A 24,821-nucleotide genomic window follows, 5' to 3' on the forward strand; every position below is an offset into this window, starting at 1 on the left:
CTGAAAGGAAAGGCAATGTCCCACCTCAACGCCCACGGGATCACCCACCTGCGGCACGTCGACCTCGCTGTGCCGGACTACGCCACCCAGCGCACCTTCTACCGGGACACCTGGGGCCTCACCGAGGTCGGCACCGACGGCGACCTGTCCTACCTGGCCGCCGAAGGCTCGCCGGAGCAGTACATCATCCGGCTGCGCAGGGCGGCCGACAAGCGGCTCGACCTGATCGCGTTCGGCGCGACCGACCCGGCCGCCGTCGACGCGCTCGCCGCCAACCTCGCCGCGCAGGGCGTCCAGCTGGTCAGCCAGCCGGGCAAGCTCCAGACGGCCGGCGGCGGGTACGGCTTCCGCTTCTTCGACGTCGACGGCCGTACCATCGAGATCTCCTCCGACGTCGAGACCCGGCAGCACCGGGCCATCGAGGAGGGTGAGGCCATCCCGGTCCGTATCTCGCACGCCGTGATGAACTCCAACGACCCCACCCGCACCAAGGACTGGTACGGGAAGTACCTCGGCTTCCAGCTGTCCGACACGCTGTGGAGCGCCCACATGGGCGAGATGATGCACTTCATGCGGTGCAACGACTGGCACCACAGCCTCGCCATCGCCCGCGGCCCGCACACCTCCGTGCACCACGTGTCGTTCGAGATGCGCGGCATCGACGAGTACATGCGCGGCACCGGCCGGGTCATGCGTGCCGGCGTCAAGAAGATCTGGGGACCGGGCCGGCACCTGGCCGGCAACAACACGTTCACCTACTTCCTCGACCCCAGCGGCAACACGATGGAGTACACCACCGAGCTGGAGCGCCTCGAAACCGACCAGTGGCACCCGACGCTCTACGACATCGCCGACCCCAACACCCAGGACCAATGGGGTACGGCGGACCCGATGAGCGAGATCATCGCCAAGGACTCCTTCAACGCCCCCGACCGTGGCGTCTTCGTCGCCCCGCCCGTTTAAGGACCACCCATGTTCGAGTACTTCCCCGGCAACTACATCTGGAGTTTCGGCGTCACCGCGGCGCTGAACTCCGGCGGTGCGATCGACGAGGTGGACCGGGCCTGCCGGCCGATCCGTGAACTCGCCCAGCAGGGCTCCGACGTCGGCACCGAGCAGTTCATGCAGTCCTGGCGCAAGGTCGCCGACCAGGTCGAACAGCAGGCCATCGAGGCGGAGAAGGCCGACCACCTGCGCACCGCCGGGCAGAAGTACCTGCGGGCCGGCGGCTACCTGTGCCAGGCCGAGCGGATGCTGTCCAACTCGTCGCCGCTGCGCATCCCCACCTACCGGCACCTGCTCGACGTGATGGAGAAGTCGTTCGAACTGATCGACCCGGCGACCACCCGGGTGGAGGTGCCGTTCGAGGGGACGACCCTGCCGGCGTATTTCACCAACGCCTCCACCGATGGTTCGCCGCGGCCGACGATCATCATGTGGAACGGCTTGGACTCCACCAAGGAGCACATGTACACGTCGGGCTGGCCGGCCGAGATGGCCGCCCGCGGATTCTCGGTGCTCCAGGTCGACTGCCCCGGCTCCGGAGAGGCGCTGCGGTTGCAGGGCCTTACCTCCCGGGTGGAAACCGAGGACTGGGCGCGGGCGTGCGTCGACTATCTGTCGGCGAGAGAAGATGTCCGAAGTGACCGGATCGGCCTGGTCGGCTGGTCGCTCGGCGGCTACTACGTGCCCCGGGCCGCCGCGTTCGAGAAACGGCTCGCCTTCGCCGTCGCGTGGGGCGCCAACCACAACTGGGGCGAGGTGCAGAAGAAGCGCCTCGAACGCGAGGGCGAGAACCCGGTCCCGCACTACTGGGAGCACGTCCTCTGGGTGTGGGGCGAGACCGACCTGGACACGTTCATCGCCAAGGCCGAGCGGATCCACCTCAACGGCGTCGTCGAACACATCACCTGCCCGTTCCTGATCACCCACGGCACCAACGACCGGCAGATCGACGTGGCCTACGCGCACCAGTCGTTCGACCAGGCCGTCAACGCACCGAAGAAGGACCTGCGGCTGTTCACGCCGGAGGAGGGCGGCACCGAGCACATCGGCCTCGACCACCTGCCGCACGTCGGCGCCTACACCGCCGACTGGATCGAGGACACCCTGCGCGAACTGAACGCCGCATGACCGGGTTCCTGTGGGGTGTGGCGGGCGCCGGCCACCAGACCGAGGGCCACAACGACCGCAGCGACACCTGGTTCCTGGAGAACGTCACCCCGACCGTCTTCCGCGAGCCGTCCGGCCCGGCCACCGACAGCTGGGCGCGGTGGCGTGTGGACATCGGCCTCGCCTCCGGCCTCGGCCTCAACGCCTACCGCTTCTCGGTGGAATGGGCACGGATAGAGCCTTCCGAGGGTACGTACGACGAAGCTGCCCTCGATCACTACGAGGCGATCGTCGACCACTGCCTTTCCCTCGGGCTCGCACCGGTCGTGACGTTCAACCACTTCACCTCGCCACACTGGTTCGCGGCCGCCGGCGGATGGCTGAACCCGGACGCTCCACGGCTGTTCGCCCGCTACTGCGACGCGGTGACGGCCCGGTTCGGGGACCGGATCGCGATCGCGGTCACCATGAACGAGCCCAACCTCGCCCGGCTGCTCAGCTGGATGGAGCTGCCGTCGTTCGTACGCGAGCTGGAACGCAAGACGCTCGAAGCCGCGACCGCGGCAGCCGGGGTGACCAGATATCGCGTCGCGAACGTGATGCTGCCGGAGGAGATGGACGCCCTCGCCGACGGCATGGAGGCCGGCCACCGGGCCGCGCGGGCCGCCATCAAGGCCCGCCGCCCGGATCTGCCGGTGGGCCTGTCCCTGGCGGTGGCCGACGACGTCGTCGACGGCGACGACCCATCAGTGCGTGACCGCAAAAGATCAGAGGTGTACGAACGCTGGCTGCACCTGGCGCGCGACGACGACTTCGTCGGCGTGCAGAACTACGAACGACTGCACTACGACGGTAACGGCGCCGTTCCGGTCCCGGCGGAGGCCCCGCGTAACCAGATGGGCAGCGCCGTCGACCCGGAGTCGCTCGGCGGCGCGGTCCGCTACGTGCACGCCGAGACCGGTGTCCCGGTGCTGGTCACCGAACACGGCATGGCCACCGCCGACGACACCCTACGGGCCGCGTTCCTGGAACCGTCGCTGGCCGGGCTGCACGCGGCCATCGGCGACGGGGTACCGGTGCTCGGCTACCTCCACTGGACGCTGCTCGACAACTTCGAGTGGATCTTCGGGTACGGGCACCGGCTCGGACTGTTCGAGGTGGACCGGGACACGTTCGCCCGTACCCCGAAAATCAGTGCCGGGGTCTACGCCGACCTGGTCGCCGCCTACCGCAAGCGGGTCGTGGACGGCCTCCCCGTGACGCTGAATGAGACGGCATAGGGTACTGCGATGGGTACCTGGGGAGCCGGAAACTTCGACAGCGACACGGCTGCGGACCATCTTTCGATCCTGACCGAGCGGCTGGTGAGCGAGGTCGAGGAGGCCATGTCCGGCGATCCGGTCGAGTTGGAGCCCGACGAGTACTGGGGTGTCGCCGTTCCCTGCAATCTCGAGATCCTGCACGTGCTGGCGAGCCGGCGCTGGGTCGGCGTCGTGCTGCCCGAGGCCGCGACAGTCGAGGCGTGGAAGGCGACCTACCTGGCCGTTTGGGATGCGACCATCGACGGGTTGGAGCCGGCCCCCGAGCACCGGACGCAGCGACGAGCGGCACTGGAACGCACCTTCGACCAACTCGTCGAGGCGATCCGCATCAGCTGACTCCGCACACGTCCGGGTGGGCCGGTTTCCTTGCGTCCGCCCGGACGTGCTCGCAGTGTGGCTGATGTCAAAGGCTGATCGATGCGGCCCAGTCGACGTTTGAAGTGTGGCCCAGGGTGGCGTACCAGTTGTTGGGAGCCGGGTGCAGCTGAAGGTAGGGCAGGTCCGGGACCCCGTACGCGTGCAGCACGTCCCACACGGTGTCGGCGCAGTTGTTGCCGATGACGTCGTAGCCCCGGCCGGCCGAGGCTGCCGCGATCACATCGGCGGGGCCGGTGTCGAAGGTCGCCCGGGAGCCCGTGATCGCCTTGTAGGCGTTGTAGCCGCGAGACCTCATCGCGGCCAGCATCTCTGACTCGGTGCCGCTTCCGCGCCAGAAGCCGTTGTCGACGCCCTTGTCGATGTGGGCCTTGCCGGTGGGGTTCTCCACCGAGCCGAAGGCGTAGCCGCCGTCGCAGGTGAGCCGGTAGCCCCAGCCCACATGTCCGAGGCCGTTCGCCCCGGCGGTCCGGACGAACACGTAGGCGCCCTTGGCGGGGCCGCATTGCAGGGTGGCCGCGCTCGCGAATGCCGTCAGCGGCCCGATCGACGCCGCGAGGAGTGCCACCGTCAATGCGCAGAAAACCAGAAACCGGGGGCGTCGGACGGCGCTTGCCATGGACATGGGTGACTCCCTGTATCACCGCGCCCGGAGGCGGGGACGATGTGTGAACGTGCACACATTATGATCACCGTTGATCTCCGTCAAGAGCGACGGGCCTGATGACTTGGCCGCCGAACCACATGGCCGATACTGCAGACGTGACCTCGATCGACGACGACTCTCCCAAGCCGCCGGACACCCAGGCGAAGGCCGGGCCGGATCCGGCCGACCGCAAGGCGCTGAACAGCCGTTGGGTCTTCACCCTGGCCGGCCTGATCGCCGGCGCCTATTTCATGGTCAACGGAGCGATGATGCTCCGGGAGAAGCACGGTGACGGCGTGTTCGCCCTGATCATCGCTGGGACCGTGGTGGTCGTCGGGGTGATCGGCGGCGTGATGCTCAAGTCGTACCTGACGGAACGAGCAGCCCGGAAGTAGTTTGGTGGCTCTACTCCGCCTCGGCCGGCGCCCCGGTCGCGTGGTTACGCACCTCGACAGAGCTGACCGCCCTGGGCTCGAGGCCCAGGGGCGGTCAGCGTGCCCGAGCCGAAATCACGCGGTGTCCCCGTCCTTCGTGTCGGTGGCTGTCGCGGGTTCGAGTCGGCGGATGCTGGACGGGTAGGCCTGGCGTCCGGCGATCAGCAGGATGACGGCGCCGACCGCTGCGAGTGGGACGTATCGCATGGCGGTTTCCAGGCCGAGCCGGTCGGCGAGGATACCTGTCACGAGCGACCCGGCGGCCAGGCCGAGTACGTTGTTGAAGAAGGTGAGGGTGCCGAACGCGGTGGCCCGGATCGATTCGTGGGTCAGCCGCGCGACCATGGCGCCGGTGGGCCCGGTCGTGCCGGCGGCGAAGAAGCAGCCCACCGCGAGCAGCAGCTTCTGCGGTCCGCCGGGCTGCATCGCGAAGCCCGCGCCGAGGAAGGCCAGGGTCAGGGCGGCGAAGACGATGGCGGTGGTCCATTTGCCGATCGGCCGGGTCTGCCCGACGCGGTCGGTGATCAGGCCGCAGACGACCATGCCGGCGCCAATGATCAGGATGTACAGGGCGGCGACCTTGGCGGCCCGGTCGGGGGCCAGGTCGTAGGCCCGGTTGAAGTAGCTGGGCAGCCAGGCGAACAGTGAGCCGGTGATGAACAGTTGCAGTCCGCCGCCGAGGTAGGCGAGGACCACCGCGGGAGTGGAGAAGAGGGTGGTCAGCTTGGCGCGTTGCTGTCCGGCCGCCAGGGCCGGTCCGGTGGCGGCGTCGTCGGCGATCTGGTGTGCGGCCAGTTTGCGTTCGTTGATCGTCACCAGGTAGAGGCCGGCGAGGACGAGGCCGAAGATGCCCATGGCGGCGAATGCCCAGCGCCAGCCGAACTGGGCGGCGAGGACGCCGCCGAGGGCGACGCCGAGCACTGATCCGAAGGAGCCGGCGGCCATGAACGCGCCGGTGAGTGAGGCGCGCCGCTTCGCGGAGAAGACGGCGAGGACGACGGCGAGGCCGACGCTGCCGTACGCGGCCTCGCCCACGCCGATGAGCAGGCGGGCGGCGAGCAGGTGCCCGTATCCGGCGGCGAGGGCGCAGCCGAGGGTGGCGAGGCTCCAGACGACGGCCATGACGACGATCGACCGCACCCGTCCCCATCGGTCGCCGACCAGTGACAGCGGGACCGCGAGAACGCCGACGGTGAGGGCGACGACGCTGGTCAGGCTGCCCAGCTGGGTGTCGGTGAGCCCCCACTCGTCTTTGAGGAACGGGAACACCGCCGACAGGACCTGCCGGGACATGTAGTCCGACAGCAGCAGCCCGAAGGTGAGCGCGAAGACGACCCACGGGAAGACCCGGGAGACCCGGGACAGGGGGGAGGCCGGGGTCGCGACGCCCACACTCACTGGCAAGGACATGATCGCTCCAAGAATGAGCCGGGAGGGGAAGGTACTACATGAGTGAGCGGAAAAGCAGGGCTCAGGCGTGGAAGGTGAAGCCGACCTGGCCGGGTTTGCGGTTGGGGGCGTAGCCGAGCTTGGCGAGGGCTTCGTCGGCGCTGTCCCAGTACTCGCCGATCTTGTAGATGTCGCGGGCTTCCTTGCCGTCGGCGATCTTGCGGCCGAGTTCGCCGGCGATCCGGACCAGCTGTTCGACCTGCCGGACGGAGGTCATCTTCTCGCCCTTGGCGTACCAGAGGTTGTCCTCGTTGCCGCAGCGGGTGTGCAGGCCCATGGCGATGCCCATGGTGTTGATCGGCAGCACCGCACGCATGATCGATTCCATGGTCAGCGACGCGCCGTCTGGCACCCGGCGGATGAAGTCCATCATCGTGTACGGGTTCGGGCCGTCGAAGCCGCCACCGATCGCCACCCAGCTGATGTTGAGCGGACCGGTGTAGACACCCCGGCGGACCAGCCGCTCGACGGTCTCCAACTGCGCGCTGTGGGCGAGCTGGAAATGCGGCTGAATACCCGCCGCACGCAGCCGCTTGAGGTGTTCCTCGACCCACGCCGGCTCGGCCGGGACGACCATGTTACGGAACGCCTCGTGCAGGGCGGGTCGTTCGAAGGAGGTGCCGGCGATGTCGTCGGCGGTCATCAACTCCACGATGTTCATCTGGCTGGTGTTGATGGCGATGGTGACCTGGTCGGGTGCCGGGTCGAGGGTGGTCAGCAGGTGCCGGGCCTCGTCCTCGAGCCACTTGGCGGCTTCACCGTCGTTCTCCGGGGTGAACGAGATCGAGCCGCCGATCTGCAAAATCATGTCGGGTACGGCGTCGCGCAGCCGGCCGAGCAACTCGTTGAACATCGACATCCGCTTCGAGCCCTTGCCGTTGAGCTCACGCACATGGATGTGCAGGACGGTGGCGCCGGCGTTGTAGCAGTCGACCGCGGCCTGAACCTGCTGGTCCATGGTGACCGGAATGTCCTCGGGGAAGTCACCCGGCTCCCACTCCGGCCCGTAGGGAGCGGCGGTGATGACCAGCTTCTCCTGGTTCTCCGGCCACAACGAATCGTCAAGGAAGTGCATGGGGTCTCCTTGGGGATCAGAACGTTTTGTCGCCGATGACGCCGGCGCGTTCCATCTTGCGGACGGCGGGCCAGTAGTCCTGTACGGCGTAGTGCTGGGTGCTGCGGTTGTCCCAGATCGCGAAGCTGTTGCGCGTCCACCGCCAGCGCACCTGGTACTCCGGAATGGCGGCCTGGCGGATCAGATAGTTGAGCAGTTCGCTGCCGCCGGGGGTGTAGTCGAACCCGAATCGCACGTTCGCCGGCGTGTGGAAGTTGGTGAAATGCGTGGTGAACGCGTTGACGAACAGCACCTTCTCCCCGGTCTCCGGGTGCGTGCGGACCACCGGGTGTTCGGCGTCGGGGAACCGTTGGTGCAGGGCGAGGCGCTGCTCGATCGGCATGTTCGCCCCGAAGGACGCCTCGATGCTGTGCCGGGCCCGCAACCCCTCGATCCGGGTTTTCACCTCGTCGGGCAGCCGCCGATAGGCCTCGGCCATGTTCACCCAGATCGTGTCACCACCGACCGGCGGGCCTTCGACCATCCGCAGCACACAACCCAGCGGCGGGGCTTCCCGCCAGGTCGCGTCGCAGTGGTAGGCGTTCTCGTAGTGTTCGGCCGGGCTGTCCAGGTCCTTGTAGATACGCACCAGACCGGGATGGTCCGGGTCGCTGCCGGCCACCGGATGGTCCTCCAGGGGCCCGAACCGTTCCGCCAAAGCCACATGCTCGGCCCGGCTGATGTCCTGATCCCGGACGAACAACACCTTGTATCGCAGCAGCAGCGACCGGAGCTCGGCGAACAGGTCGCTGTTCCGCGAGACCTCGCCCAGGTCCACGCCGCGCAGCTCAGCGCCGATGTGCACCGTCAACGGATGCACCTCGAACGGGCTCGCGGGAGCCGTGACCGGCTCGGTGGCTGGGTCGATGGTGTCCTGCATGGGGTTCCTCCGGTGGGTAGGGGAAGGTCAGTCGAGGGTGAAGACCGAGGAGCCGATGCTGCGGCCGGACTCCAGGTCGTGATGCGCCTGGACGGCCTGCTCCAGCGCGTACCGTTGATTGATCTGGATCTTGATCCGGCCGGACGCGACGTGGTCGAACAGCTCACCGGCCAACGCCGCCCGCTCGCTCTCGTCGGCGATGTAGTCGGCCAGCGCCGGCCGGGTGACGAACACCGAGCCGTGGATCGCCAGCTGCATCGCGTCGATCGGCGGCACCGGGCCGGACGAGGTACCGAAGCAGACCAGCAGCCCGCGGCGCTTCAACGACTTCAGCGACTGGTGGAATGTGGTCGCGCCGATGCTGTCGTAAACCACCGGCACACCGGCGCCGTCGGTCAGTTCGCGCACCCGGGCGGCCACATCCTCACGCGGATAGACGATGGTGTGGGCGCAACCGTGCGCCCGGGCGACCGCGGCCTTCTCCTCGGTGGAGACCGTGCCGATCACGTTGATACCGAGCAGACTCGCCCACTGCGTGAAGATCAGACCGACACCACCGGCCGCCGCGTGCAGCAGCACCGTGTCACCCGGCGCCAACGTGGCGATACGCCGCAGCAGGTAGGCCGAGGTCAGGCCACGCATGGTCATCGCGGCCGCGGTCTCGAACGAAATGCCGTCCGGCAACTTGATCAGAGAAGCGGTGGGCATCACCCGGGCAGTGCTGTACGCGCCGAGCGGGCTACCCGTGTAGGTCACCCGATCACCGGCCGCGAAGTCCGCGACACCGGGCCCGACCGCCTCGACGACACCGGCCGCCTCCACACCCAGACCGGCGGGTAACTCCGCGGGGTAGAGCCCGCTGCGGAAGTAGGTGTCGGCGAAGTTGAGACCGACCGCGTGATGCCGTACCCGAACCTCACCCGGACCCGGCTCACCCACCTCGACCTGCTCCCACCGCATGACCTCCGGCGCACCGGATTGGTAAAAGCGGACGGCCTTCGCCACGTGTCTCCTCCAGGGATATTCGATCTTGCCGGTAGGTGATGTGGGAAACGGTAGGCGTGACAGAGCCCTTGTGCTTAACCTGACGGGACGGATTGCTTATCCTTTTGGGACATTGCGAGTCTGGCCACTCCCGACACCGAGGTCATCGGCTCCCGGTGGCGCGCGCGCCGGGCGGAACGGGAAGGCGGGGGAGAATTCAGCTCGCTGAAGAACAGCACGCTCGGGCGGCTGACGCCGCCCGAGCGTGAGACGTTCCTCGAGGTGCTGCGGAAACTCAGTTCGTGACCAGGACGTCGTCCATGCCCTCGGTACGCCAGGTGCGCAGCAGCTCGTGGAAGACGACCGGGCCGGGACCGTACGAGAAGTTCACCGGCCGCGGGTTGCCCTCGCCGTTGTAGTAGCCGGGCGTGCACTCGGCCTGGAAGTTGAAGTTGTTCGGGGCGGTCTCGAAGATGGTCCGCACCCAGCCCTCCTCCGCCTCCGCGGTCGGCTCCACCCGGATGGCGCCGCGCTTGGTGGCCTCGGCGACCACGGCGCCGATGTGGGTGGCCTGCTCCTGGAGCACGTGGACGAAGTTGACCGCGGCCGCGTTCTGCAGCGCACCCAGGTGGAACAGGTTCGGGAAGCCGTGGCTGTAGAAGCCGTGCAGCGTACGTGGACCGTTGCGCCAGTGCCCGAGCAGCGGCATCCCGCCCCGGCCGGTGACCGGCAGCGTCCCGGACACCACGCCGGAGATGCCGACCTCGAAGCCGGTGGCGAAGATGACGCAGTCCACCTCGTACTCCTGGTCGCCGACGACGATGGAGTTCGCGGTCATCCGGGTGATGCCGCCGTGGTCGGCCGTGTCGACCAGGGTCACGTTGGGCCGGTTGAACGTCGGCAGGTAGAAGTCGCTGAACGTGGGCCGCTTGCACATGTACCGGTACCAGGGCTTGAGGATCTCGGCGACGGCCGGGTCCTCGACCACCTCGTCGACCCGGGTGCGGATCTCGTCCATCGTTCGGAAGTCGGCGATCTCGTCGAGGTACTCGCGCTCCTCCGCCGAGATGGTCGGGTCCAGCGTGCCGGTCAGCATCTGCCTCTGGAGCTTGGCGGTCGCCGTCCAGCGGTCGCCGATCAGGTCCTGGTCGACGTGGCCGCCGGTCACGATGGTCAGGAAGTTGTCCATCCGCTCCTGCTGCCAGCCGGGCCGCAGCGACGCGGCCCACGCCGGGTCGGTGGGCCGGTTGCCGCGGAAGTCCACGGTCGACGGGGTGCGCTGGAAGACGTACAGCCGCTCGGCCGACTCGGCCACGTGCGGGACGACCTGGATGGCGGTGGCGCCGGTGCCGATCACGGCGACGCGCAGGCCGGCCAGCTTCGACAGGTCGTCGCCGGTGTAGCCGTAGTCCCACCGGCTGGTGTGGAACGTGTGACCCTGGAAGTCCTGGATACCGGGGATGCCGGGGAGCTTCGGCTGGGTCATGGTGCCCGACGAGATCGCCACGTAACGGGACCGGAACTCGTCGCCGCGGTCGGTGGTGACCTGCCACTCGTTGGCGGCGTCGTCCCAGGTGAGCGACGTGACGCGGGTGTGGAACATGGTGTCGTCGTACAGGTCGAACCGCTTGGCGATGGCGACGCAGTGCCGGCGGATCTCCTCACCGGGGGCGTAGCGCCACTCCGGGACGTGGCCGACCTCCTCCAGCAGCGGCATGTAGATGGTCGCCTCGATGTCACAGTGGACGCCGGGGTAGCGGTTCCAGTACCAGGTGCCGCCGAAGTCGCCGCCCTCGTCGATCATCCGGAGCTGCTGTACGCCGGCCTGCCGCAGCTTCGCGCCGGTGAGCAGACCGCCGAACCCGCCGCCGATCACCACCGCCTCGACCCGGTCGGTCTTCGGCTCCCGTTCCGCGAACGGCGTGTACGGATCCTTGGCGTAGTCGCCGAACTCGCCGGCCGCCCGCTGGTACTGGGTGGCCCCGTCCGGCCTTGTGCGGCGGTCCCGCTCGGCGCGATACCTGGCGCGCAGAGCGGTGAGTTCCTCGGGGGTGAACCGGTGGGGTGTAGCGGGGATGCCGGAGGGGGACATGTGTGGGACCTTTCGCGGGGAAGCTTCCGGTACGGCACAGCCAGGCGATCAATTTAAAGCAACTGACTGATGTAGATGGTGAAGCTGGGCCGCCTGTCGCGTGAAATGCGGTCCTAAATGCTCTGACACGGCGCCCCGTAGAGCCCTTCGAGAGCGTCGATCAAACTCGTCGCGGTCGCCGCCCATACGGAACGTGAGTCCACACCGGGTGGCATGGCCCGTTCCCGCCGCGCGCAGAAGTGCATGATCAGGGTGTGCGCCATGTCGTCGCGCTCCTGCCACACCTCGGGGGTCAGGTGCGGCAGCCTCTCGTGCAGACCGTCCAGGACCGCGTGCAGCGTCGGCGCCGCACCCACCTCCGCGGCCGCCAGCTGCCGCAGGTTCGGCTCGGTCATCAGCTGGGCCGCGAACCGGGCGTACCAGCTCGGATTGCCCAGCGTGGCGAGATGGTCGGTGATCGGCCGGACCACACAGGTCACCCAGTCCCGCAGCTGGTCGCTGCCGCCGTGCTCGGCCAGCAGCCGCTCCCGGATCCGCTCCGTCGGCGTGGCGTGCCGCCGCACGATCGCCCGGACCAGCTCGTTCTTGCCACCGAAGTGGTAGCCGACGGCCGCGTTGTTGCCCTGCCCGGCCGCCTCGCTGATCTGCCGGCTGGACACGGTGAAGACACCGTGCTCGGCGAAGAGCCGCTCCGCCGTCTCCAGGATCCGCGCGCGCGTCGTCTCCACCTGCTCGGCGCGCGCCCTCCTGGCGTTACTCATGCTCGTGGCTCCGGTGCGACGTGCGAGAGTGGTCGGCGATCAGGATAAAACCCGGTGATCGTACGCCGGAGGCGGATCCGGGGGCGGCGATACGCTGACCAGGTGACACCCGACCTCGTCCTGCTGACCCGGGTGGCCCACCGGGACCGGGAGATCACCGGCGCCCGGCTGCGGGACCTGCTCGCACTGCTCGCCGGGGACCTGCGGACCGGCTGCGGCACCGGCCGGCTGATCGAGGCACTGTGGCCGGACGAGCAGCCGGAGAATCCCCCGAAGGCGTTACAGATCCTGGTGTCCCGGGCACGGTCGCAGCTCGGCGGGGACGTCGTCGTGCGTACCCCGACGGGTTATCGCCTGGCGCTGGCCGACGATCAGCTGGACAGTGCCGCCGTACTGGTCCGTGCCGCCGCGGCGGCCCGGTGTGCCCGCGACGGTGACCATGCCGCGGCGCTCGCCCACGCGGAGGCCGGATTGGCGTTGTGGCGGGGGATCGTGCCAGGGGAACCGGAGGACGACAGCCGGCTCGCCGCGCTGCGGGCCGAACGACGGACCGCGCACCGCGCCCTGACCCGGGCCCGCGCGCTGGCCCTGGCGAGGCTGGACCGGCACGCCGAGGCCGCCGGACCGCTCGCGGAGCTGGCCACGGAACGGCCCCGCGACGAGGAGATCCTGGTCGAGCTGCTGCGCTGCGAGGCGGCGACGGCCGGTCCGGCGACCGCGCTGGCCCGCTACGACACCTACCGGCGGGCGCTGCGCGACGAGCTCGGCGCCGATCCGGGAGCGGCGGTGCGGGCCGAACACCGGCGGCTGTTGCAGGGACTCACCCCGACGGTGCGGCACGGTGTCGCCTACGAGCCGAATCCGCTGCTCGGCCGGGACGAGGACGTCGCCGCGGTGGAGGCGCTGCTGCGTACCTCCCGGGTCGTCTCGATCGTCGGGCCGGGTGGTCTCGGCAAGACGCGTCTCGCCAACGCGGTGGCCCGCCGCGCCGAGATGCCCACCGTGACCGTGGTTCCGCTCGCCGCGATCGGTCCCGGCCAGGTGGCCGCCGAGGTGGCGGCCGCCGCCGGCGCGCATCTGCTGGTGCTGGACAACTGCGAGCACGTGGTCGCCGACGTCGCCGGCGTGGTCGGTGACCTGGTGGCGTCGAACGCCGACGTGCGGGTGCTCACCACCGGGCGTACCCCGCTCGGGTTGTCGTCGGAGACGGTCTACCGGCTGCCGGAGCTCAGCCTGCCGGCCAGCGTGGCCCTGTTCGAGCAGCGCGCGCGGGCGCAGCGGCCCGGCGCCGACCTGCCGGCCGGCGAGGTGGAGCGGGTGTGCCGGCATCTGGACGGGCTGCCGCTCGCCGTGGAGCTCGCCGCCGCCCGGGTGCGGATCATGTCGGTGAGCGACCTGGCCGGGCGGCTCGGCGACCGGTTCGGGCTGCTGCGCGGCGGCGCCCGGGACGCGCCGGCCCGCCACCACACGCTGCACGCCGTCGTCGACTGGAGCTGGAACCTGCTCGACCCGGCGGGGCGGGAGGCGATGCGGTCACTGTCGGTGTTCCCCGGCGGGTTCACCGTCGCGGCCGCCGAACGGATGCTCGGCGGCGACCCGCTCATGCTGCTCGAACACCTCGTCGACCATTCGCTGCTCACCGTGGACGACACGCCGTCCGGGACGCGGCTGCGGATGCTGGAGACGATCCGCGAGTTCAGTGCCGCCCAGCCGGGGGCCGAGCCGACCGGCGCCTTTCTGGAGTGGGCGCGGGAGTTCGGGCTCGCCCACCACGCGCACCTGTTCGGGCCGGAGCCGTACGCCTCGGCCGTCGCGATCAAGGCGGAACAGGAGAATCTCCAGCACGCGCTGCGTCTCGCCGTCGACCGGGACGACCGGCCCACCATCGCGGCGGTCACCGCGGTCCTCGGCGGCCGCTGGCTGGTCGACTCCGACTATCCGCGGCTCACCGTCCTCACCCGGCAGACCTCCTGGGCGCTGTCGCACTACCGGCCGGAACCGGAGTACGTCGAGGTCACCCGCGGCGCCCTGGTGCTGGCGCTGGCCGCCACGTTCGGCACCGAGGGCGCCCGGCCGGTCCGCGCCGTCGTCGCGTTGCGCCGCCTCGGGGCGGCCGACCCGGACACCGTGCTCGCGGCGGTCGACCGGGTGATCGCGGCGGTCCGTGACCCGGCCGAGCTCCAGCGGCTGTGCGGGAGCCCGGAGCCGCTGCTCGCCGGGGCCGCGAGCATCCTGATCAGCTACCACCGGGAGGCCGCCGGCGACCTCGACGGCGCGCTGGCGGCCGCCCGGCAGGCGCTCGGCCACTTCTCCGGGCCGGACCTGCCGTGGCTGCGGTCGGTCAACCACTGCCGGGTCGCCGAACTGTGCCTGCACCTCGAACAGGGCGCCGCCGCCCGCGACCACCTGCTCGCGGCGCTGCCGGTGATGGAACGGCTCGGGGCGCAGTCCACGGTGGCCGGCGCCCGTACCTGGCTGGTGCTCGCCAACCTCCAGATCGGCGACGCCGACGAGGCCGAGCGCTGGCTGGAGGGGGTGGCCGCGGTCGCGTACGCCGAGGAACTGGAGTCCTCCTCGATCGGGTACGACCTGGGCGTCCGCGCCGAGCTGGCGTTCGCCCGCGGTGACGTGGGCGGCGGGCTACGGCTGTGGCGGCGGGTCGCCGACCAGCTGCGCGACGCCGGCGAGGCCTACGGCGTCATCGACCCGTGGGTGATGGAGGCGCGGTCGGTGACGGTCATCGCGCACGCCCGGCACGGACGGCTCGACCTGGTCGCCGACGTCGCGGCGGCCCTGCCCGCCCGGCTGCACGACCTGCTCACCCATCCGCTGGACAACCCGCCGCCGTACCTGGTCGAGCAGACGATCTGCGGGACCCTGCTGCTGGCCGTGGCCACCGCCGACCTCACCCACCCGGATCGGGCCACCGGCGCGGCCCGGATGATCGCGCTGGCCGAACGGTTCCGGACACTGCACAACTTCCAGCCGACCATGTCCACGGCCGCCGCCCGGGCCGACGCCGGGAAGGCCGACCGGCGGGCGTACGAGGAGGCCGTCTCCTCCTACGCCCGCCTGGACGGCGACGGGCTGCGGGCGGCCGCGGTTCAGGCGCTGCGCTCGCGGCCGTAGTTGCGTCTCGCCCACACGTACCCGGCCACCGCGATCGCCCCGCACCAGCCGGCCGCGACCGCGCCGCTGTTCCCGATCGGCGTGCCGAGCAGCAGCCCGCGCAGCGTCTCCATGATCGGCGTGAACGGCTGGTGCTCGGCGAACCAGCTCAGCCCGGCCGGCATCGACTCGGTCGGCACGAACCCGCTGCCGAAGAACGGCAGCAGTGTCAGCGGCATCGGCAGGTTGCTCGCCCCGTTCACCGACTTCGCCGACAGGCCCATCCCGACGGCCAGCCACACCAGCGCGAACGCCGTGGCGGTGAGCAGGGCCGCCGTGGCCAGCCAGTCGGTCACGGTCGCGTCCGGCCGGAAACCGACGAGCACCGCCACCGCGAGAATGATCGCGAGCTGGCACAGGATCTGGAGCACACTGCCCAGGACATGGCCGGTCAGCACCGACGTCCGGGCGATCGCCATGGTCCGGAACCGGTCCATGATGCCGCTCGTCATGTCGATCGCCACCGAGATCGAGGTGCCCTGAACGGCGCTGGCCACGGTGATCAGCAGGATGCCGGGGACGACGTAGTTGACGTACGCTTGCCGGCCACCCTCGCCGCCCAGCCCGTCGCCGAGCGTTCCGCCGAGCACATAGACGAACAACAACAAGAAGATGATCGGTACGGAGAGCAGCAGCAGCGTCGTCGAAAGGTCCCGGGCCATGTGCCGGAACTGGCGGCGCAGCATGATCATGGAATCGCTCATCGCGTCACCGCCATGAACACGTCATCCAGGTCGGGCGTGTGCACGCTCAGCGCCTCCACCTCGACCGCCGCGGCGTCGAGCCGGCCCAGCAGGTCCCTGAGCGTTTTTGTCTTGTTGTCGCCCGGCACCCGCAGCACCAGTTCCTCGCCGGTTTCCATCTCCAGGGCCGCGCCGGCCTCGGCCAACGCTCGATGATCGGCGAACCGCAGCTCCACGTGCCCGCCCGGCACCAGCCGTTTGAGCTCCTCCGGGGTGCCCTCGGCGACCAGCCGCCCGTGGTCGAGCAGCGCGATCCGGTCGGCGAGCTGATCCGCCTCCTCCAGGTACTGGGTGGTGAGGAAGACGGTCACGCCCTGCCCGGTCAGCTCGCGGACGATCTGCCACATGTCCCGCCGGCTGCGCGGGTCCAGGCCGGTGGTCGGCTCGTCCAGGAAGATCACTTTCGGGCGGCCCATCAGCCCCATGGCCAGATCCAGGCGGCGGCGCATGCCACCCGAGTAGGTCACCGCCGGCTTCCGCGCCGCCTCGGCCAGCCCGAAACGGTCCAGCAGATCGTCGGTACGCCGCCGGCGCTCGCTCTTGGACAGATGGTTCAGGCCGGCCATCAGCAGCAGGTTCTCCTCGCCGGTCAGATAGTCGTCGAGCGCCGAGAACTGGCCGGTCATGCCGATCACGGCCCGTACCCGGCCGGGGTCACGGGCCACGTCGTGCCCACAGATCCGGGCCACGCCCGCGTCCGCGCGGATCAGGGTGGCGAGAATCCGCACCATGGTGGTCTTTCCGGCCCCGTTCGGGCCGAGCAGCGAGAACACGGACCCCTCGGGCACGTGCAGGTCGATGGCGTCGAGCACCACCTGATCGCCGTAGGAACGGCGCAGGCCGGTCACCTCGATCGCCGGGATGTCAGTCATAGTGGGGACCATGCGCGCGGCCCGGATCACGGCGGTTTCACCGCGGTTTCACCGTCTCCACCGGGCGGCGCACCGATGACCGCCCCGCTGTCCGGCCTGGTGGTCGCCGACTTCAGCCGGGTGCTGGCCGGCCCGCTCGCCACCATGACCCTCGCCGACCTGGGCGCCACGGTGGTCAAGGTCGAACGCCCCGGGACCGGCGACGACACCCGGCTCCTGGGGCCCGCCGTGGGGCGCCGCCTCCTCCTCGTACTTCGAAGGCCTCAACCGCAGCAAGTACAGCATCGCCCTGGATTTCACCGACCCGGCCGACCGCGCCACCGCCCTGGCCCTGGCCACCCGCGCCGATGTGGTCGTACAGAACCTGCGCCTGGCCGCCTTCGGCCTCGACTACGCGTCGGTGGCCGCCGTCAACCCCGGCGTCGTCTACTGCTCGATCACCGGCTTCGGCGACGCCGACCTGCCCGGATACGACTTCCTGGTGCAGGCGGTCGGCGGCCTGATGAGCATCACCGGCGAGGCCGGCGGCGACCCGCTCAAGGTCGGTGTGGCGCTGGTGGACGTGCTGACCGCCAAGGACGCCACCATCGGCGTTCTCGCCGCCCTCAACCATCGCCGGACCACCGGCCGCGGCGACCACGTCCAGGTGGATCTGCTGTCCAGCCTGCTCGGCGGCCTGGTCAACCAGGCGTCCGGCTACCTGGCCACCGGCATCGCGCCATCACGCATGGGCAACCGCCACCCGTCGATCACGCCCTACGAGACCCTTCACTGCGCCGACGCCCCGATCGCCGTGGCGTGCGGGAACGACCGCCAGTTCGCCCGCCTGTGCGCCGTCGTCGGCGTGCCGTCCCTGGCCGGGGACCCCCGCTTCGCCGACAATCCGTCCCGGGTGGCCAACCGCGAGTCGCTGGTCGAGGCACTGGAGAAGGCCCTGGCCGCGGCCCCCGCCGCCGAGTGGGAGAAGCGCCTGACCGCGGCCGGCCTCGCCGCCGGCGTGGTCCGCGACATCGGCCAGGCGATCGATCACGCCCGCGACCTGGGCCTGGATCCGTTGGTCGAGACCGGTCAAACCCCACAGATCAGACACCCCATCCGGTACGCCCACGCGCACCCGAAACCGGCCACCGCACCGCCGGCTCTGGGTGAGCACGACACCCTGATCCGCTCCTGGCTGTCCGGCGCCACCGACCTGCCGTAGGGGATCGGCGGGTTCAGGCCGCGGCGGGCAGGGTGAAAGCGAAGCGGGTGCCGCCGCCGGGGTTGTCGGTGGCGGTGATGGTGCCGCCGTGGCGCTCGACGGTGAGTTTGCAGATGGACAGGCCGAGGCCGGTGCCGGAGTAGGCCTGGCCGCGGTGGGCACGGTGGAAGGTGTCGAAGACGGCGTCGTGCTGCCCGACGGGGATACCGATGCCGTTGTCGGCGATGGTGACCGTGACGACGCCGTCCACCTGGGTGCTGGTGACCGTGATGTGCGGGATCACACCGGCGGCGGTGTACTTGACGGCATTGCTGACGAGATTGTCCAGAAGTTGCCGCGTGAGTACCGGGTCGGCATGCACGGGGTGCAGGTCGTCGGCGGTGAAGGCGGGCACGGGCGTGCCGGCCGCGATGGCGGTGTCGATGCGCGCGTCGGCGACGTCGGCGACCATCTGGTTCAGGCCGACGACGGCCGGGGTGAGGGTGGCGTCGCGGGTGGTGGTGTAGGTGAGCAGGTCGTTGACCAGTCCGCGCATGCGGGCCGCGGCGCGTTTGACCCGGACAAGGCCGCCGTGGGCGGCGATCAGACCGGGGTGCTCGGGGATGTCGGCCAGGGCGTCGTCAGCCGTCTCCGTCCAGCCCTCGATGGTGGTCAGCGGGTTGAGCAGGTCGTGGGCGACGACCCCGGCGAAGCCGGACAGCGCGTCGAGGTGGCGGGTTTCGGCGGTGACGTCGTGAATCAGTAGCACGGTCCGGTCCATGTAGCCGTCCGGGTGAACCAGAGGGGCGGCGGTGCAGCGCAGGATTCGGTCGTGCGGTAGGTCCGGGTTGCGCACCAGTATGTCCAGGACGTGGGTCTGCCCGTCCGCGGCGCCCCGGCGCCAGGGCAGATCCTGTTCGGGCATCGGGGTGCCGTCGACGTGATGCAGCCCGTAGAAGGTGATGGGGTCGAGCGTCCCGGTGGGGCGGACCCGGCCCAGGAGGGTCACCAGGGCGGGATTGTGCATGACCAGGCGGCCCTCGTGATCGTGGAGGCCCATGCCGTCGGACGTGGAGTCGATGATCGCGTTCAACAGCTGCGCCTGCCGGGAGGCCTGCTCCTTCTCGGCGGTCAGTTCGAGGGTCAGCGTGGCGCGTTCCTCGCGGATCAGGGACAGGGTCAGGCCGATGAGGGCGGACGTGGCGGCGAACACGTGCGCGACCAGCACCTCGGTCTCGGCCGAGCCGAGCGTCGCGAACGGCCCCGACCGGCACAGCGTGGCCGCGCTCGCGGCCAGGGTGACGGCCGCACTGAATGCCAGGACGTAGGTGGTGCACAGCCGGACAGCGGCCCACACGGTCAGGACGAGCAGCGGGAACACCATGGAGATGCCGGGAATGGTGAACATGATGCTGTAGGCGGCCGCCGAACATCCGACCACGGCCAGGTACTCGCCGATGCGAGTGCTCGGCACCTCCCGCATCGCGTACCGCCAGGCCGCCGGCAGGGTTCCGTGCCGGGCCCGCAGGTCGGCCAGCACCGCCGCGATGTGCTGAGCCAGCGCCTCGCAGATCAGCATGCTGATAGCCGTACTGATCAGCACGGTCATGGCCTGGCTCCACACGAGGGTTCCGGTAGCCATCCACAGGCCCGGGAAGCCGACCACAGCGCCCGCGACGGCGGCACCGATCGCGGCGGCGAGTTGCGGCCACAGGTCCGCGGGGCGGCGCAGCCGGGCACGGCCCGGCGCACCGAGACGCTGCGGACGCAGGCGGGCCGACAGCCTCACGTAGACGGCGGCCTGGAGCGGTGCGACCACGGCGCACACCGCGGCGGTCGCCACGGTGTGGCTGGCGACCAGGTTGATGCCCACGATCGCCGTCACCAGCACCGCCAGGTCGACCCATCGCACCGGCGACCGGCGCTGCGCGACGAACCACATCACCACGACGCCCACCGGCGGCCACAACTCGTACAGCCCGGCGTGGGTGAAGGGCACCCGGCTCAAGAACTCCATCAGCAGGAACAGCGATGCGAAGCCGGCAGTGCGCAACAACGATGCCCGGACACCCGTGACACCCGGCTCGTCGTGGGCCGTCATCCTCGCACCTCCGTCGGACGCTGTATGCCAGCCCTTTCGGCCGGCGGCGCAGGCCCATCGAGAACCGGCCGGCCCGATTTCCCCGGGTCCGACGTCCCGAACCGGACATCACGCGTCATACGCCGGCGGGTAGTGGCCGCGGGGCGAACAGGGTGCCGCGGACGCTTCCGCGGGCGGTGCGTGCCGCGACCACGGCCCACGCGACCACCAGGGCGGCGTAGAGGGCGACGGCGCCGACCCGGAACAGGGTGGCCCCGGTGTGCAGGGCCAGTCCTGACGTGCCGGTGACCACCGTGCCGACCGGGAAGGTGAACGACCACCAGGTCAGCGAGAAGGGCAGATGGCGGCGGGCGGTGCGGATCGTGACGGCCGCGGCCAGGGCCGCCCACAGCAGTGTGAAACCCCAGACCGGTACGCCGTACAGCACCGCGAACGCCGCCATCGCGTCCGCGTACGGGGCGGGCAGAGCGGTGGAGGCCACGCCGCCGAGCAGGTTCGCGGCGGTGATCGACTGGCCGAGCGGGCCGAGAACGATCCACAGGGTGGGCACCATCCGTGCCGGCCCGATCTCGTGATGAACCAGCCGGGCCCAGATCATGCTGATGACCACCAGTGAGGCGAGCAGGCTGATCCCGAACATCGCGTAGCAGACCAGCAGCATGGTCAGGCGAGGCTGACCGGCCGGCGTGTGCGGTACGAGCATCGCGCCCGTCGACGCCGACACCATCGGGGGCACGACCGCCATCAGCCAACCGCCGAACGCGCTGCGCGGATCCACGCTCTCGTGCCGGGTGAACTGGAGATACGGAATCGCGAACGCGGTGAACAGGCCCGCGAGCGTCCCGGCGGACCACAGCACCCAGTCGACCGCGACCGCCGCCTGCGGCCCGATCACCTCCGGGCCGGCCAGCAGCGTTCCCGCTCCGACCGTCATCAGCGCCATCGGCGGGGCACCGTAGAAGTGCGCCATGACCGGGTCGCGGTGGTGGCCCCGGGCCGTCCGGGGATGACGGCGCCAATGCGCCACCGTCGCCGCGGTCAGCACGATCAGCAGAAGTACCGCGACCATCCACACGGCGGTGGCGAACATGCGCAGGCCGTCGGACCGCAGCGGCAAAGAAAGCGCGGCAGTCGACACGATGCCGGTCCCCATGACCGCGGCGAACCAGTTCGGGGTCAGATTCTCCAGTACGTCGGTCACATGATCGTTTGCCGCAGGTGTCGAGGTCGTACTCATGGGCATCACGATCCCGGTCCGGTGAACCGGCCGGTAGCTGCCACAACCTTGTGAAGTCACAAGCCGGATTTGTGGCTGTGTACGATTCCGGCTTGTGGCGTTGAGCGCGCGGATGCCGGACCTGTCATCACTGGAACTGCTGCTCGCGATCGCGCGTACCGGGAGCCTGAGCGCCGCCGGACGTGATCTCGGCCTTACCCAGCAGGCCGTTTCCGCTCGCCTGGCCGGGCTGGAGGCCCGCACCGGGATCCGCCTCGCCGTGCGCACCACCCGCGGCGCCGTCCTCACCCCCGCCGGCACCGTGCTGGCCGGCTGGGCCGACCGCCTCCTCCAGGCCGCTCACGAGGTCGACACCGGGATCGCCTCGCTGCGTGCCGACGCCCAGGGCCGGCTGCGGATCGCGGCCAGCCTGACCATCGCCGAGCAACTGCTTCCCGCCTGGCTGGTCACGCTCCGAGCACAGGCCCGCCACCAGGGAAAGGAACCGATCGAGGTGGTGCTCCAGGCCACCAACAGCGACACCGTCGTCGATCAGATCCGGGCCGGGGACGCCGACCTCGGCTTCATCGAGGGATCCGGCACGCCGCGCGGGCTGCGCAGTCGTGTCGTCGCCCACGACGAACTGGTCCTCGTCGTCCTGCCCGATCACCGCTGGGCGCGCCGGACCTCCGGGGTCACCGCCGAGGAACTCAACGACACACCCCTGGTCACCCGCGAGGCGGGCTCCGGGACCCGGGAATTTCTGGCGACCGCGCTCCGGAGCCGCCTGGGCGCCGGCACCCGCCAGCCGAAACCGGCGCTCGAACTGTCCACCACCGCATCGGTGCGCGCCGCCGTCCTCGCCGGTGCCGGCCCGGCCGTCCTGAGCCGGCTGGCGGTCACCGACGATCTGCGCGGTGATCGGCTGCGCCATGTCGCCGTCGTCGACCTCGACCTGCGCCGGGAACTGCGCGCGATCTGGAACGGTCCACGAACACCGCCGCCCGGAGCCGTCCGCACCTTCCTGGCCCACCTCGGGACCCGGACCGGTTGATCCGTCGCCGGCCGGAGCCGTCCGGATCTTCCTGGCCCGCCTCGGCGGCCGGGTCGGTTGATGCGTCGCCGGCCGGAGCTGTCCGGATCTTCCTGGCCCGCCTCGGGACCCGGGCCGGTTGATGCGTCGCCGGCCGGAGTTGTCCGGACCTTTTTGGCCCACCTCGGGACCAGGACCGGTCAATCCGCCGGCATCAGGATGGTGGTCAGCAGCCGGCGGGTGCGGCCCTCGGGTGGCAGTGCCATGCGCCGGGCGAACACTCCGGCCAGTTCGGTGATCAACTCGCCGAGTTCGTCGTCGGTGAGGTGCAGCGCCGCCTGCCGGTAGCCGACCAGGTCCCGGCCGAGGTCGACGTCGCCGCGTGCGAGGTAACGGTCGTAGTCGGCGAGCAGGCCGGCCGCGAACGCGGCGAACGCGGCCCGGTGCTGCTCGACGGTCAGCCGCGCGGCCGCCTCAGCATCGATGACCGTGGTCCCGGTCCGTAGCCGGTAGGTGCGCTCGGCGGCGCCGCGCACCCGGCGCTCCTCGACCACCTCCAGGATCCCGGCCTCGGTCAGGGTGGCCACCTGCCGATAGAGGGTCGCGGTCGCCACGTCGGGGAGCAGCTCGCGTAGTCGCAACGTGGTGAGGTCGCGATCGCCGAGGAAGGCCTGCACTATCCGCAGCCGGACCGGGTGCAGCAGCAGCTCCGCCGTAGTGATCCGGGTCATGTCCCTAGATCATTCTCAAATTTGACATCGTTCGCATGAGTGAGAATGGTACAAGGCATGAGCGTTGTGTCCATGACCTCGTCCGCACTCACCATCGAACTCACCGCCGCCGAGAAGGTCGCCGGACTGCATGGCGACGTCACCATCCCACTGACCGCGATCACCGCGGTCGAGGTGGTGCCGGACGCGCTGGCCGCCGCGCACGGACTGCGCGCTCCCGGACTGTCACTGCCCGGCGTCCGGAAGATCGGCACGTGGCGTACCAGGCAGGGCGCGGAATTCGTCGTCGCCGGGCGTGGCCAGGCCGGGGTGCGGCTCACCCTGACCGGCCAGAAACTCGCCTCGGTGCTGCTCGGCGACGACGACGCCGAAGCGCTCGCCGAACGCATCCGGGCCGCCCGATGACCGCCACGGCGCGTGAGGTCGAGCTGCGCTTCCCCGGCCCGATCGAGACCTCGCCGGCACGCTGACCGTCGCAGGCCGCGACGGCTGCCGCGGTGCAGGCCCGCCCGCCTGTCGGCGCCCGCCCGCCTGTCGGCGCCCGCCCGCCTGTCGGCGCCCGCCCGCCTGTCGGCGCCCGCCCGCCTGTCGGCGCCCGCCCGCCTGTCGGCGCCCGCCCGCCTGTCGGCGCCCGCCCGCCTGTCGGCGCCCGCCCGCCTGTCGGCGCCCGCCCGCCTGTCGGCGCCCGCCCGCCTGTCGGCGCCCGCCCGCCTGTCGGCGCCCGCCCGCCTGTCGGCGCCCGCCCGCCTGTCGGCGCCCGCCCGCCTGTCGGCGAGCACCCGGGCCTGTAGGCGAGCGCCCGCCTGTCGGCGCCCGCCCGCCTGCCGGTCCGCGGCGATGCTCGACTGGCGCCGGAGACCGAACGGCGGGCTCAGCCGGCCGGGCGAAGGATGAGGTCGGCCTCCACCCCGTAATGGTCGGAGAGGTAGGCGTGCCGCCCGTCGGCGAGAGTGACCTCGTCCTGGAAGACCAGTTGGGCGGCCCCGGTCATCGGCGGGCGCACCAGGATGTGGTCGAAGGCGGGCGGGTTCGGCCACCCGGGCGTCGGCCGATAGGTCGGCCGGGCGTCACCGGCCAGCACGTCCCGGAGCCCGGTCTCGTTCAGGAACTCCCGCAGCACGACGGAGTCACGCGGCACGTTGAGGTCACCGGTCACCACGACCGGCGCGCCCGGGTCGACCGCTGCGACCTGCCGGGCCAGCACCCCGAGTTCCGTCCGCGCGATGTCCGTGTACCGGTTTTCCGCCGACCAGTCATCGTCCCGGTTGGCCGAGAGATGGGTGTTGATCACGACCACTTCGCCGTCATCGGTATCGACGGTCACGACCAGTGCACCCTTGCGCATCAGATACTCCGGCCGGGCCGGCGCCGTCAACGGGAACCGGACGAACCGTGACCGCGTCACCGGCCACCGGGACAGCACCACCAGGCCGCCTTTGAGCAGGACCGTCCCGGCCGAGACCCGATGCGGATACCGCGGGATCAGATGCCGGTACATGACCTCCTGCAGGCAGACGACGTCGTACCGGGACTTTTCAAGGATCTCGCCGAGTACCCGCAGCCGCGGTCGGACATCCCCTTTGAACAGTGCGTTCAACGTCAACAGTC

General features: G+C 70.4%; 22 protein-coding genes and 1 pseudogene. 10 read left to right on the plus strand and 13 right to left on the minus strand.

The genetic code is table 11. The features are described from left to right. Positions 1-15: 15 nt before the first annotated feature. Genes BJ964_RS26325 through BJ964_RS26340 form a run of 4 tightly spaced genes read left to right on the plus strand, consistent with a single transcriptional unit; the run spans position 16 to position 3,770 of the window. Positions 16-963, plus strand: a complete 948-nt coding sequence (locus BJ964_RS26325) for a VOC family protein (RefSeq protein ID WP_188123173.1) — start codon at positions 16-18, stop codon at positions 961-963. Positions 964-972: 9 nt separating this feature from the next. Beyond that, on the plus strand, positions 973-2,133 hold the full coding sequence (locus BJ964_RS26330) for an alpha/beta hydrolase family protein (RefSeq protein WP_188123174.1): 1,161 nt from the start codon (positions 973-975) through the stop codon (positions 2,131-2,133). Beyond that, positions 2,130-3,392: a glycoside hydrolase family 1 protein gene (locus tag BJ964_RS26335; protein WP_188123175.1), complete on the plus strand. Its 1,263-nt coding sequence runs from the start codon at positions 2,130-2,132 to the stop codon at positions 3,390-3,392. Before BJ964_RS26330 ends, BJ964_RS26335 begins: the two co-directional genes overlap by 4 nt. A 9-nt stretch (positions 3,393-3,401) precedes the next feature. Then, the gene (locus BJ964_RS26340) at positions 3,402-3,770 is read left to right on the plus strand and encodes a DUF4259 domain-containing protein (RefSeq protein WP_188123176.1); all 369 of its coding nucleotides are present in this window, start codon (positions 3,402-3,404) and stop codon (positions 3,768-3,770) included. Between the two features lie 67 nt (positions 3,771-3,837). On the opposite strand, the gene BJ964_RS26345 is transcribed toward BJ964_RS26340, so the two are convergent. Continuing rightward, the gene (locus tag BJ964_RS26345; protein WP_188123177.1) at positions 3,838-4,377 is read right to left on the minus strand and encodes a hypothetical protein; all 540 of its coding nucleotides are present in this window, start codon (positions 4,375-4,377) and stop codon (positions 3,838-3,840) included. Between the two features lie 194 nt (positions 4,378-4,571). On the opposite strand from BJ964_RS26345, the gene BJ964_RS26350 reads away from it, so the two are divergent. Then, the gene (locus BJ964_RS26350; protein WP_188123178.1) at positions 4,572-4,850 is read left to right on the plus strand and encodes a hypothetical protein; all 279 of its coding nucleotides are present in this window, start codon (positions 4,572-4,574) and stop codon (positions 4,848-4,850) included. A gap of 114 nt (positions 4,851-4,964) precedes the next feature. Here BJ964_RS26350 and BJ964_RS26355 read toward each other — a convergent pair whose 3' ends face one another. The 6 genes from BJ964_RS26355 to BJ964_RS26380 form a co-directional block, all read right to left on the minus strand. After that, the gene (locus BJ964_RS26355) at positions 4,965-6,299 is read right to left on the minus strand and encodes an MFS transporter (RefSeq protein WP_188123179.1); all 1,335 of its coding nucleotides are present in this window, start codon (positions 6,297-6,299) and stop codon (positions 4,965-4,967) included. Between the two features lie 61 nt (positions 6,300-6,360). Beyond that, positions 6,361-7,413: a BKACE family enzyme gene (locus BJ964_RS26360; protein WP_188123180.1), complete on the minus strand. Its 1,053-nt coding sequence runs from the start codon at positions 7,411-7,413 to the stop codon at positions 6,361-6,363. A 16-nt stretch (positions 7,414-7,429) separates the two neighbouring features. Continuing rightward, positions 7,430-8,332 carry a TauD/TfdA dioxygenase family protein gene (locus BJ964_RS26365; protein ID WP_188123181.1) on the minus strand — a complete coding sequence of 301 codons (903 nt, stop codon included), beginning with the start codon at positions 8,330-8,332 and terminating at the stop codon, positions 7,430-7,432. Positions 8,333-8,359: 27 nt separating this feature from the next. Continuing rightward, positions 8,360-9,337, minus strand: a complete 978-nt coding sequence (locus BJ964_RS26370) for a quinone oxidoreductase family protein (protein ID WP_188123182.1) — start codon at positions 9,335-9,337, stop codon at positions 8,360-8,362. A gap of 274 nt (positions 9,338-9,611) precedes the next feature. Next, entirely contained in the window at positions 9,612-11,408 is a 1,797-nt protein-coding gene (locus tag BJ964_RS26375; RefSeq protein ID WP_188123183.1) for a flavin-containing monooxygenase, read from the minus strand. A gap of 113 nt (positions 11,409-11,521) precedes the next feature. After that, positions 11,522-12,169: a TetR/AcrR family transcriptional regulator gene (locus tag BJ964_RS26380; RefSeq protein WP_188123184.1), complete on the minus strand. Its 648-nt coding sequence runs from the start codon at positions 12,167-12,169 to the stop codon at positions 11,522-11,524. A gap of 102 nt (positions 12,170-12,271) precedes the next feature. Here BJ964_RS26380 and BJ964_RS26385 point away from each other — a divergent pair, with 102 nt between their 5' ends. Beyond that, the gene (locus BJ964_RS26385; protein WP_188123185.1) at positions 12,272-15,298 is read left to right on the plus strand and encodes an ATP-binding protein; all 3,027 of its coding nucleotides are present in this window, start codon (positions 12,272-12,274) and stop codon (positions 15,296-15,298) included. Here BJ964_RS26385 and BJ964_RS26390 read toward each other — a convergent pair. Together BJ964_RS26390 and BJ964_RS26395 are read right to left on the minus strand one after the other, a co-directional pair. Then, positions 15,274-16,041, minus strand: coding sequence for an ABC transporter permease (locus tag BJ964_RS26390; protein WP_188123186.1), 768 nt, complete (start codon positions 16,039-16,041; stop codon positions 15,274-15,276). The two genes, BJ964_RS26385 and BJ964_RS26390, sit on opposite strands and share 25 nt — an antisense overlap. After that, a complete protein-coding gene (locus BJ964_RS26395; RefSeq protein ID WP_188123187.1) occupies positions 16,038-16,952 on the minus strand; it encodes an ATP-binding cassette domain-containing protein in 915 nt (304 codons plus the stop codon). The genes BJ964_RS26390 and BJ964_RS26395 overlap by 4 nt, the downstream gene beginning before the upstream one ends. A 277-nt stretch (positions 16,953-17,229) precedes the next feature. On the opposite strand from BJ964_RS26395, the pseudogene BJ964_RS26400 reads away from it, so the two are divergent. Then, positions 17,230-18,153 (plus strand): annotated as a pseudogene (locus tag BJ964_RS26400) (CaiB/BaiF CoA transferase family protein); the annotation flags it as partial. 13 nt (positions 18,154-18,166) lie between these two features. On the opposite strand, the gene BJ964_RS26405 reads toward BJ964_RS26400, so the two are convergent. Together BJ964_RS26405 and BJ964_RS26410 are read right to left on the minus strand one after the other, a co-directional pair. Beyond that, positions 18,167-20,233, minus strand: a complete 2,067-nt coding sequence (locus tag BJ964_RS26405) for a sensor histidine kinase (protein WP_188123188.1) — start codon at positions 20,231-20,233, stop codon at positions 18,167-18,169. 115 nt (positions 20,234-20,348) lie between these two features. After that, positions 20,349-21,470: a TDT family transporter gene (locus tag BJ964_RS26410; RefSeq protein WP_229807353.1), complete on the minus strand. Its 1,122-nt coding sequence runs from the start codon at positions 21,468-21,470 to the stop codon at positions 20,349-20,351. A 94-nt stretch (positions 21,471-21,564) separates the two neighbouring features. Here BJ964_RS26410 and BJ964_RS26415 point away from each other — a divergent pair, with 94 nt between their 5' ends. After that, complete coding sequence (locus BJ964_RS26415) at positions 21,565-22,503, plus strand: LysR family transcriptional regulator (protein WP_188123190.1); 939 nt, start codon at positions 21,565-21,567, stop codon at positions 22,501-22,503. A 179-nt stretch (positions 22,504-22,682) separates the two neighbouring features. On the opposite strand, the gene BJ964_RS26420 is transcribed toward BJ964_RS26415, so the two are convergent. Beyond that, a complete protein-coding gene (locus BJ964_RS26420) occupies positions 22,683-23,213 on the minus strand; it encodes a helix-turn-helix domain-containing protein (RefSeq protein ID WP_203832812.1) in 531 nt (176 codons plus the stop codon). Between the two features lie 57 nt (positions 23,214-23,270). Between BJ964_RS26420 and BJ964_RS26425 the strand changes: the two genes are divergently transcribed. Together BJ964_RS26425 and BJ964_RS26430 are read left to right on the plus strand one after the other, a co-directional pair. After that, positions 23,271-23,618, plus strand: coding sequence for a hypothetical protein (locus tag BJ964_RS26425; RefSeq protein ID WP_188123191.1), 348 nt, complete (start codon positions 23,271-23,273; stop codon positions 23,616-23,618). 12 nt (positions 23,619-23,630) lie between these two features. After that, the gene (locus BJ964_RS26430; protein WP_188123192.1) at positions 23,631-24,107 is read left to right on the plus strand and encodes a hypothetical protein; all 477 of its coding nucleotides are present in this window, start codon (positions 23,631-23,633) and stop codon (positions 24,105-24,107) included. Here BJ964_RS26430 and BJ964_RS26435 read toward each other — a convergent pair. Further along, a complete protein-coding gene (locus BJ964_RS26435) occupies positions 24,085-24,816 on the minus strand; it encodes an endonuclease/exonuclease/phosphatase family protein (protein WP_188123193.1) in 732 nt (243 codons plus the stop codon). The genes BJ964_RS26430 and BJ964_RS26435 overlap by 23 nt on opposite strands. Positions 24,817-24,821 lie beyond the last annotated feature (5 nt).

The sequence above is a fragment of the Actinoplanes lobatus genome (assembly GCF_014205215.1).
Classification (GTDB): domain Bacteria; phylum Actinomycetota; class Actinomycetes; order Mycobacteriales; family Micromonosporaceae; genus Actinoplanes; species Actinoplanes lobatus.

Bases quoted from the DNA above. Each gene is read 5' to 3' on its own strand.
- BJ964_RS26330 (WP_188123174.1), top strand. From the start codon at position 973: ATGTTCGAGTACTTCCCCGGCAACTACATCTGGAGTTTCGGCGTCACC.
- BJ964_RS26390 (WP_188123186.1), bottom strand. From the start codon at position 16,041: ATGAGCGATTCCATGATCATGCTGCGCCGCCAGTTCCGGCACATGGCC.
- BJ964_RS26375 (WP_188123183.1), bottom strand. From the start codon at position 11,408: ATGTCCCCCTCCGGCATCCCCGCTACACCCCACCGGTTCACCCCCGAG.
- BJ964_RS26420 (WP_203832812.1), bottom strand. From the start codon at position 23,213: ATGACCCGGATCACTACGGCGGAGCTGCTGCTGCACCCGGTCCGGCTG.
- BJ964_RS26335 (WP_188123175.1), top strand. From the start codon at position 2,130: ATGACCGGGTTCCTGTGGGGTGTGGCGGGCGCCGGCCACCAGACCGAG.
- BJ964_RS26360 (WP_188123180.1), bottom strand. From the start codon at position 7,413: ATGCACTTCCTTGACGATTCGTTGTGGCCGGAGAACCAGGAGAAGCTG.
- BJ964_RS26365 (WP_188123181.1), bottom strand. From the start codon at position 8,332: ATGCAGGACACCATCGACCCAGCCACCGAGCCGGTCACGGCTCCCGCG.
- BJ964_RS26325 (WP_188123173.1), top strand. From the start codon at position 16: ATGTCCCACCTCAACGCCCACGGGATCACCCACCTGCGGCACGTCGAC.
- BJ964_RS26405 (WP_188123188.1), bottom strand. From the start codon at position 20,233: ATGACGGCCCACGACGAGCCGGGTGTCACGGGTGTCCGGGCATCGTTG.
- BJ964_RS26410 (WP_229807353.1), bottom strand. From the start codon at position 21,470: ATGAGTACGACCTCGACACCTGCGGCAAACGATCATGTGACCGACGTA.
- BJ964_RS26380 (WP_188123184.1), bottom strand. From the start codon at position 12,169: ATGAGTAACGCCAGGAGGGCGCGCGCCGAGCAGGTGGAGACGACGCGC.
- BJ964_RS26355 (WP_188123179.1), bottom strand. From the start codon at position 6,299: ATGTCCTTGCCAGTGAGTGTGGGCGTCGCGACCCCGGCCTCCCCCCTG.
- BJ964_RS26340 (WP_188123176.1), top strand. From the start codon at position 3,402: ATGGGTACCTGGGGAGCCGGAAACTTCGACAGCGACACGGCTGCGGAC.
- BJ964_RS26395 (WP_188123187.1), bottom strand. From the start codon at position 16,952: ATGACTGACATCCCGGCGATCGAGGTGACCGGCCTGCGCCGTTCCTAC.
- BJ964_RS26425 (WP_188123191.1), top strand. From the start codon at position 23,271: ATGAGCGTTGTGTCCATGACCTCGTCCGCACTCACCATCGAACTCACC.